Source organism: Paenibacillus ihuae, from assembly GCF_001368795.1.
Lineage (GTDB): Bacteria > Bacillota > Bacilli > Paenibacillales > Paenibacillaceae > Paenibacillus_AQ > Paenibacillus_AQ ihuae.
The window spans coordinates 954,497-963,694 of sequence record NZ_LN831198.1 but is presented as its reverse complement, the minus strand read 5'-3'; the positions used below and the strand labels follow the sequence as shown (position 1 = coordinate 963,694).

Here is a 9,198-nt window from a genome sequence, read left to right as displayed (position 1 = left end):
CCGCCAGATGCTCCAGCGGCTGCTCCATAATCCCGCGCGCGGCGGGATCACCTTCAGCCGCTGCCTGCAGCACATGCCGGGCGTCCACCGCCCCGGCTATACCGCCGGCAAGCTCCAGCAGCCGGGAATCCTGCCCGGCTGCCGGATTGGCCAGCCAGGCTCTCGCCAGCGCCGTAATCCCGCTGCCGGATGCCACCGCTTCCAGCGGGCCGAAGGCTGCGGCGGAAACCGAAAACCGGCTGCGGGCATATCCGGCATCCACAACCATGTACCCGGCTTCACCGGCAGCAAAGGACGCGCCTTTATAGAGCCGCCCGTTCAGCAGCATCGCTCCGCCGATGCCTGTTCCGACCGTGATCATCAGCACATGCTCATTCCCCTGGGCAGCACCTTTCCAGCATTCGCCGAGCAGCGCCAGATTCACATCGTTATCTAAGTGCAGCCTCCCTGCATAATAACGGCGGATGACCGGCCGGATATCTTCTTCCGGCCAAGGCAGCGCCGGAGCCTGGGTCAGAATCCCCTCTGTATCGCCAATCACTCCCGGAAAGCCGATGCCGATACCTTTCAGCTGCTGAGGGGTGAGCTGAAATCCTTCCAGAAGCTGTTCCAGTTCGCTGAACAGCCATGCTATAAAAGGCTCCGGGGCTTCATGCGCCGATGTGCTTCTCCGCTCCAGCAGGAGAATACTGCCGTCTCCGCCTGTAATGCAAAACATGGTCTTCGTACCGCCAACATCAATCCCTGCGTGATAGCCGGTCTGTTCCTCTGTTGTCATTGTTTGCTGCCACCTTTCAGACTTGGGCTTTAAGAAACCGGATCCATCCGAAGTGTAAAGGACATGTTCTGCACACCGTCCTCCGGACGATGGAGATAGATGATTTCCAGCCTGTTCTCCTGCTCATCGAATAGGATAGACGGCTCCGGTGCAGCCGCTGTCACCCGGCATACTAAACCCGGAAGTGCCCATAGTTCCGGACTCACCTTCGCCTGCGGGAGTCCCGGACCGGTAACTTCAAACAGCACTTCAACCGGAATCTCTGTGTCCAGCCGGACATCCACAGTCAGCAGATCCTTGTCCACTGAAGCTTCAAAAGTCATCCCCCGTAAATGGCTGTTCCAGCTCTTGCCCTGCTCCCTGCGGATAAGGCGCAAATAATAGCGGGCTCCATCCACGTCTCTCCAATGAACAGTCGCCGGATGCATCTGCCCGTTCGTATTCCGGCTCCCCGACATCGCCCCGATCATCCGGTTCTCCTCTATCCAAGCCGACGCTGTGCACAGGTTACGGTTTTCGCCAGGCTTATCCCGCTCACACAGCTCGCGGAACTGCTTCTCCACCCTGCGGCTCTTCCCGAAGGCCGTGAACTGCGGAAGCAGCTCTGGCGGCAGCTCTCCGGCTGACAGTACTATAAGCGGATCATGACTGGTTTCACAGTTCGGTGCTGCCAGATGCTCATAGCCTGCTCCCAGCGCCAGGTAGAGGAATACGCCAATCGAGCTGTGACCGGTCATCTCCATTTCATACGCCCGCGAGAACGGCCCCGACAAATTCTCCAGTACCGGATGATAAAACAGTGCAATGTTCTCCCACATTCCACGTTCGAGTATACGCCCGGTCTCTTTGAAGGCAGCAGTATGCCCATATTTCCTCCACATGCCCAGCACCGTTAGATCCACACCGTAATAAGTAGTTGTATTGAATTCGGCTATGCTTCCAAATTCTTCAAATCCCTGCAGAAAGGCCGCTGCCTCCCGGTCTGCATGCCGGATCCATTCCGCATTCCCGAAGCGGTGCCCGTAGTAATGAACGATAAAGATATGCATCAGTTCAATATTCGAATTCATCGGAATAGCATCGGATAAACGCCGGTCAATGGAAGCTGAAACACTCTTCCGCATTGACTCCTCCATTCGCTGGATAAGAACCTGCGGCAGAACTCCGGCAAACTGCTCAAGAATTACAGCAAAGGTGCTGGCAATGAATTCACGCCAATTGGGGTCATAGCTCTTCCAGACCGGCGGCAGCACTTCATCGACAGCGGACTGCAGATATTGTCTGATCTTCTGGCCGTCCACTCCCGGCAGCCCGGAATTTATTTCCCGGGAAAGTATGTCACTCAGCCGTTTTCCAATCTTCTCTGTAGTTTCACTGAGAAAAAAGGCGAATCCCGGCGCAAACTTTTTCCACTCATAATTGCCGGCCGGCGGCAGAGCAGCCTGTGGAGAAACACGGAACGTGCCGTGATAGATCTCTTCAGGGCAATCAAACTGCAGGCCCATCACCCGGTTCAATAATCTGCAGGCCCGCTCTACATCGCCTGGACCGCTGCGGATCAGCAGCCCCAGCGCATAATGGGCACTGCTCCGCGTATTATGCCGGTCACTCCGCTCCTCATCAATTAAGAGCTCCATCGCCCCGTCATAGAGCGAATCCATCAGCGTCATAGATTGAACCACCAGATAGCGCTGCCTATCCGATAGCTTGTCGATCATCGCCTGTGTCACACTGCTCCCCCCCTTTCATTAGCCTTTGACTGCACCAACCATCATTCCGCTGATGAAATAACGCTGCAGGAACGGATAGACGATCAGTATCGGAACGGTGGAGAATACGACACTCGCCGCTTTGAGGCTCTCGGGCATCAGCTGGGCCATCCCCAGGCCTTCCTGCTGCATCAGCTCGCTGACCTGATTGTTCTGAATCATCTGGTAGAGCTTCAGCTGGAGCGGATACAAATCCGGACGGTTAATATACATCAGCGCATCCTGGAATCCGTTCCAGCGTCCCACGGCATAGAACAGGCTGAGTGTAGCAAGTGACGGCAGCGACAACGGAAGAATGATGCGCAGCAGAGTGCCCAGATGGGTTGTACCGTCGATCTCCGCCGCCTCCTCCAGACTTTTCGGGATGCTGTTGAAGAAGGAAATCAGGATGATCATATAGAACGGACTGATCAGACCCGGCAGAACCAGCGCCCAGACCGTATCCAGCAGATGGAGGTTGCGGACCAGAATGTAATCAGGGATAATCCCCCCGCTGAAGAACATCGTAATTACAATGATCAGCATGAACCACTTGCGTCCGCGCAGGTCTTTTTTGGATAAAGAGTAAGCCACGGCAATGGTCATAACCATCGACAGGACAGTCGCCAGAACCGTCAGCATAATGGTGAAACCCAGGGAACGGATCATCGCCATATCAGAAAAGACCTTGGTATAAGCATCAATATTGAATTCCCTCGGAAAAAAGGTCACCAGCCCCGACATGATCGGACGGGTTGAGCTTAGAGAGATCGCAATAATATGAATAAAGGGCATTAAGCACAGTAAGATAACAAAAGTAATAATTAAGACATTAAAGATATCAAATATCCGGTTTGATGCGCGTTCGCTCATTGGATTTCCCCCTTCAGTCTCTATCACGTTTAGCCTGGACTAGAGAATGCTCTCATCCGCCAGTTTCTTGGATGCATAGTTGGCAGCAAGCAGGAAAATCAGTCCCACCAAAGCCTGGAACAGCCCCACAGCGGTAGCCAGTGAAATCTGTCCGGATTCAATACCGACGCGGTAAACAAAGGTACTCAGCACCTCTGAGTAATCCCGTACAGCCACGTTGCCGATGATGAACGGACGGTCGAAACCGATGGAAATCATATTGCCCAGGTTGATAATCAGCAGGGTAGCGATAGTGGTTTTAATGCCGGGAAGAGAAATATGCAGAATCTTCTTAAACCGCCCGGCACCATCAACCTCAGCAGCCTCAAACAGTTCTTTGTTGATTCCAGTCAGTGCCGCCAGATAGAGAATCGTTCCCCAGCCTGCGCTCTGCCATACGCCGACCAGCAGATAGGTAACCAGCCAGTAATGCTTGTCGGAGAGGAACGGAATGGCCTCCAGCCCCATACCCGTCAGCATATTGTTGATAAAGCCGGATTCGGTGCCGAACACCTGCAGAACAATGCCGCCGATAATAACCCATGAAATAAAGTGAGGAATATATAGAATCGTCTGGGTGAACTTCTTGAACCAGACAATCCGCAGCTCATAGAGCATAATTGCCAAAATTAGCGGAGCGGGAAACGAAACGATCAGGTCCAGCAGATTGAGCACCAGCGTATTGCGCAGCGCCTTGAAGAAATCATTGTTATGAAAGACCTCGCGGAAAATATCAAGTCCAACCCATTCACTGCCGCCGATGCCCTGGAAGAAGTTAAATTCTTTAAAAGCAATCTGTACCCCGTACATCGGCCCATATTTAAACACCAGGAAGTAAATGACCGGCAGTACAAGCAAAAGATACAATTGCCAGTTTCTGCGGATATAAGTGCTGTTCTTCACTGCCATCACTCTCCTCTCTTGTCTGCGGCAATGTCCGGGGGCCTCGCCGGCCCCCGGGGTACCTGCCGCTCTCTTTTGAATTTAAGGCCGCTTATTTAGAAGACATCTCTTTGTAAGCTTCGGTACGCTCATCCAGAATGGCCTGTCCGCCGCTTGCCATGTAATCCTTGATCATCGAATCGTAGGTGCTGTCGAACTGATCCGGTTTGATCATGGTCATTTTCACGATGATTTCCTGGAACTTGTCAGCCAGTGCCGTGCCATATTTCGCTTCCGCTTCGATCGGGTGATCGAATTTCACAGGCTGAATGTTGTCTGTATTCGAGATTTCCACCGACTTTTTCATATCTGCCTGGTATTTCTCCGGAGTCTGCGCAATGTACGCCGCTTCATTCTTGGCATCGTCTCCGGCATATTTACCATTAACGATGATAGCAAGGTCACCAAAGTTGTAGATCCGGTCCATCGCTTCCTGAGTCGCATCTGCTTTCACTACAGGCACTCCGTCTACGAGGGTATAGTTCTCATTCTCAACACCGAACTGCATATCGAAGAGATTCGTGTCTGAAGCCATCCAATCCAGATATTTCAGTGCGGCTTCAGCATTTTTGCTGGATTTCGGGATCATGACGTACATGGCATTTGGCGCATAGGCCGGCTTGGCATGTTTACCCTCCGAGTTCGTGAAGACATCAACCGGTGTGATCACAGCGCCCGGCACGTTAGCCTGCAGATTTTCGTATCCGCCATTCGCTGAGAAGTACAGTTCCCCTGCATCCTCTGTATAGAAGCCGAGCAGACCATTCTGCAGATTCTGCCACAGCTGCTTCTTATCTTTATCTAGGCCGAAATCTTTGCTGATCAGACCTTCATTGTACAGCTTGTTCATGAATTTCAGACCCTCCTTGAAGCCCGGAAGCAGCGTCGGATAATCATTGGAGCCCAGCTGCTGGGTCAAGGTATACTTCTGTTCATCCGTGAGCGGCTCAATAAAGGACCAGAGAAGCGGCTCATATTGAGCGGACGCCAGGCTCATCCCAAATGGAATGACCTTGCCGCCGGTATTGCCGGGGTCTTTATCCTTGAATGCTTTGAGTGTAGTGTAGAGCTCATCTTTTGTCTGCGGCACAGGCAATCCAAGCTTGTCCAGCCAATCCTGGCGGATGTAACCGGCATATTTGCCCAGCACAAGTCTTCTGCCCGGAAGTGCGAATTGCTTCCCTTTATATTGTCCGTAAGCTAATGTGTCCTCGCCCAGAAATTTCTTGAGGTTCGGTGCATTCTTATCCAGCAAGTCCGTAAGATCTGTCAAACCGCCCTGCTCCGCATACCGGTTGAAGGTTCCTGAATCGTAGGTGAACACAATGTCCGGCACTTCACTTTGGCTGGCCATCAGAACATTCAGCTTCTGAATTTCTTCCGAACGCGGCACCGGTACGAACTGGACATCAATATTATTCGGCTTGCCAAAACGCTCCTGCACCAGCCTCGTCAAATAACTGTCGGTGATGGTGTAGCCGGCGGGTGAGTTCCCCCGGTCGAATAACTCTACTTTTAATGTAGTAGGCTTGGATGATTCTGACGCCGCATTCCCGCTGGCAGCATCCTCCTTGGAAGAACATGCGGATAATAGCATAGAGGAGATTAATACGACCGCCGTTGTGGAACCTGCCCATTTCTTAGACCATCTTGTTGTCATTCTCTCATCACCTTTCCCCTTTTGATGTTATTTAACGTATCATCGATTATCTCGCCATTTATTTGCGATGTCTTCGATGTCACCTAGTATTACATGTATATCTGAAACCGCACAATAAACCATTTTCCACCGCAAAAATACCGCATTTTATGTTCGATAACCTGACAAACAAACAATTATCGTCCAAACAAACTGCTTTCACCTAGTGTAGCTGTTGCTGAAATGGCGTCAATCCTGTTTATTTTACCTTGAGATTAGGATGGTATGCTTAGCAAACTATTTTCTAGTTATTTTTCGAATGATTTTTTTCTTGCCGTGAAAAAAAGCCCTCAGGATCGTCCCCGGGGCCTTCACTTTTCAATAATGTAGTTTGAGATGCGCTACAGTTCTGTGATTGCTGCAAGAACCGTATTATTGAAGTAATCTGCATACATATTCTTAAACGGCTTCTGATGATCAAGCTCGACCGATGAATGAACCGTAACCGTCTGGTAGACCGGATCTACACACAGGAAAGGACCGGCTGCGCCCCAGTGTGAATATGCATCGGGTGAAAAAAGGTCTCCGCCATCCCGTTTCGTCCCGTTGATTGCCCATCCGTACCCCCAGTATGCTTCAGGAAATACTTCATCTCTGTATTGCGACGACACGCCGGGGATCTGATTCCGGGTCATTTCTTTCACCGTTACCGGACTAAGCAGTCTTATCCCGTTAAAGATGCCGCCGTTTAAAAACATTTGGCCGAAAATGGCCAGATCCATTGCTGTAGAATATGCGCCACCGCCCGCAGATACTGAATTCAGCTGGTATTCGGTTTCAGTCCACTCCGCACAGGCCGCCTCAGGTGAACGTCTCACCACTCTGCTCCGTACTTCCTGCGGCACACGATAATATGTATTTTTCATCCCCAGCGGCTCCAAAATGTTCTCCCGCACGAACTCGTCATGAGCCTGGCCGCTGACGCGCCGGATGATTTCTCCCAACAGCTCATAACCGTACCCGCAATAAGACATCGCCGTTCCCGGCTCACAGCTAAGAGGTGCATCATAGCCGCTATACAAATACTCATGAAGCTCGGGGTCCTGGTTGGATGCGCTTGCAGGAAACTCCGTTCCTTCAGCCCGTTTGGCCTGTGCATGGAAGTGTATTTTCTCGCCGTCTAATCCGGAGGTATGGGTCAGCAGATGATGCACGCACACCTTGGATTTTCCTTCGCCTGTAAACTCGGGAATGTAATCAACGACGGGTCTGTTCAGCCCAGCCTTCCCACGTTCAACTAAAATCATCACAGCCGTTGCGGTAAACAGCTTCGTGATGGAACAGAGCGGAAATAACGTGTTAACGGTTAATTCGGCTGCGTCAGGCTCAGGGCCGATTTTTCCGTCAGCTTGATGGACGAGTACAACTCCCTTTCTGGCAGCAACAATCACTTGTGCCGGTGTAATGTTGTCTTCCACCATCTGTGCGGCAGCAGCCTTAATCCGATCGACACCTGATGCCGATACACCGGCCTGTTCTAATGAACTTGCCACTAACTCAATCATAGAAATGCCTCCAATATATTTTTATTTGATACTTTTATTAAATATTATACAAAAACATAAACATTCCTGCTTTTTGGGGAATTTTTCCTAATATTCACACACAAAAAAGCTGATTACGGTTTTCTGCCGAAATCAGCTCTTCCTTACCAGCTGGCCTGCTAACGCAATTATATCTTCATATCCTTACCCGTATAATCCACGAACCTAAAGACGCCCTCCGGACCCTTGCGCTGCTCGATCAGGGTGATAATGCCCCCGGCACTTTGACGCGGATCGGTCGGCGCTTCTTCTCCGCCCATGTCGGTATGCATCCAGCCGGGATGTACACTGAGCACATAAACTCCGCGGTCCTGCAAATAGACATGCAGCTGCTGTGAGAACATATTCAGTGCTGTTTTGGAGATGGAATAGGGATAGTCTCCCGGATAGGCGTTAGAGATACTGCCCGCTTCTGAAGAGATATTAATGATAGAGGGCTGCGTTTCCGTGAGCAGTGGCAGGAAGTGCTTGACCACCCGGATGGGTCCATACAGATTAATGTCCATAGTAGTGAGCATGTCCTGCAGATCCAGCACTTCAACCTGTGTGTTACGGGCGGTCAGAACCGCCGCGTTGTTAATAATAGCCCCGAGTGTCCGCCCCTGCGCCTTAAGCTCTGCAGCCAGTGCGGCTACTCCCTCTTCGTCCGTCACATCCAGCCTCGCCACGGTTAGTTCATCTCCGTAGGCGGCCGCAAGCTTCGCCAGTTCCGGCTGTTCCTGCTCAGGATGCCGGACTCCGGCAATAACGCCGTGCCCGCGCTCCAGTGCTTCAGCCACCAGCTCCACACCCAGCCCGCGTCCGGCACCGGTAATCAGAATATTCATCAGTAACTCCTCCTCTATAGAGACTCCCCCGGGTAAGCCTGTTCATGAATGTGCAAACTTCCCCCTGGGAGATATTAGTTGGTCTGGTTGCGCTTTATTGCTTATCGTTCTCCAGCAGCTCCACCAGCACCTTCAATTCCTTGAAAGTATCCATATAAGCGTACCGCCCGCCGGTATACTCACCCTTTTGCTGGAGCGGGAACCCCTTGCCCTCGAGCAGCATAATCTTTTCCTGCATGCCTTCGATTACAAAAGCAATATGATGCGGACCTTCACCATGCTCATTCAGATAATCGCGCCATGTGCTCGGCTGATGGTCCGGCTCAATCAGTTCCAGCTGCAGCGATCCCATATCAAAAAAAGCCAGCTTCGCCCGCGCCTCTGTCGGCCCCCCGTTATAGCGGGTCTGGGCAATGTCGGCTGTATCTGTAATAATAATCTCCGGCTGCTCCAGTCCAAAAAACTCCGCATACGCCGCGCTGACCTTCTCCACATCATTCACCAAAATCCCAATCTGTGTAACGAAATGATTACCAAGAACTCCTGACATATCTCCAAGCCTCCTTATAATCTGACCAGTCTACCATACCGATACTTTGAAAGGGCTGTCAAGTTGGAAAAGGCAGCCCGTTAGCCCGCAGGCGGCGGAATCAACGGGATTTGTACCGTTGATTTCCTCGCTCGGCCCGCTGGCGGCGGAATCAACGGGATTTGTACCGTTGATTTCCCCGCTCGGCCCGCTGGCGGC

General features: G+C 51.7%; 8 protein-coding genes. All 8 read right to left on the bottom strand.

Translation table 11 applies throughout. The features are described from left to right. Window positions 1-778: ROK family protein (locus AQR02_RS04280; RefSeq protein ID WP_082451627.1), on the bottom strand; the 778-nt coding region annotated here is incomplete at its 3' end. A gap of 29 nt (window positions 779-807) precedes the next feature. Next, window positions 808-2,508: a hypothetical protein gene (locus tag AQR02_RS04275; RefSeq protein ID WP_054939527.1), complete on the bottom strand. Its 1,701-nt coding sequence runs from the start codon at window positions 2,506-2,508 to the stop codon at window positions 808-810. Between the two features lie 18 nt (window positions 2,509-2,526). Continuing rightward, a complete protein-coding gene (locus tag AQR02_RS04270) occupies window positions 2,527-3,399 on the bottom strand; it encodes a carbohydrate ABC transporter permease (protein ID WP_054939526.1) in 873 nt (290 codons plus the stop codon). Between the two features lie 39 nt (window positions 3,400-3,438). After that, complete coding sequence (locus tag AQR02_RS04265) at window positions 3,439-4,347, bottom strand: ABC transporter permease (RefSeq protein WP_425339958.1); 909 nt, start codon at window positions 4,345-4,347, stop codon at window positions 3,439-3,441. Between the two features lie 85 nt (window positions 4,348-4,432). Continuing rightward, window positions 4,433-6,040, bottom strand: coding sequence for an extracellular solute-binding protein (locus AQR02_RS04260; RefSeq protein ID WP_054939525.1), 1,608 nt, complete (start codon window positions 6,038-6,040; stop codon window positions 4,433-4,435). Window positions 6,041-6,420: 380 nt separating this feature from the next. Beyond that, window positions 6,421-7,584 (bottom strand): serine hydrolase domain-containing protein, encoded by a 1,164-nt coding sequence (locus AQR02_RS04255; RefSeq protein ID WP_054939524.1) that lies wholly within the window; start codon window positions 7,582-7,584, stop codon window positions 6,421-6,423. Window positions 7,585-7,751: 167 nt separating this feature from the next. Continuing rightward, a complete protein-coding gene (locus tag AQR02_RS04250; RefSeq protein WP_054939523.1) occupies window positions 7,752-8,450 on the bottom strand; it encodes an SDR family oxidoreductase in 699 nt (232 codons plus the stop codon). 94 nt (window positions 8,451-8,544) lie between these two features. After that, the gene (locus AQR02_RS04245; protein WP_054939522.1) at window positions 8,545-9,000 is read right to left on the bottom strand and encodes a VOC family protein; all 456 of its coding nucleotides are present in this window, start codon (window positions 8,998-9,000) and stop codon (window positions 8,545-8,547) included. Between the last annotated feature and the right edge of the window lie 198 nt (window positions 9,001-9,198).

What these genes read in the sequence shown, in the direction of transcription:
- AQR02_RS04270 (WP_054939526.1), bottom strand. Translation starts at nt 3,399, where the DNA reads ATGAGCGAACGCGCATCAAACCGGATATTTGATATCTTTAATGTCTTA.
- AQR02_RS04265 (WP_425339958.1), bottom strand. Translation starts at nt 4,347, where the DNA reads ATGGCAGTGAAGAACAGCACTTATATCCGCAGAAACTGGCAATTGTAT.
- AQR02_RS04260 (WP_054939525.1), bottom strand. Translation starts at nt 6,040, where the DNA reads ATGACAACAAGATGGTCTAAGAAATGGGCAGGTTCCACAACGGCGGTC.
- AQR02_RS04255 (WP_054939524.1), bottom strand. Translation starts at nt 7,584, where the DNA reads ATGATTGAGTTAGTGGCAAGTTCATTAGAACAGGCCGGTGTATCGGCA.
- AQR02_RS04250 (WP_054939523.1), bottom strand. Translation starts at nt 8,450, where the DNA reads ATGAATATTCTGATTACCGGTGCCGGACGCGGGCTGGGTGTGGAGCTG.
- AQR02_RS04245 (WP_054939522.1), bottom strand. Translation starts at nt 9,000, where the DNA reads ATGTCAGGAGTTCTTGGTAATCATTTCGTTACACAGATTGGGATTTTG.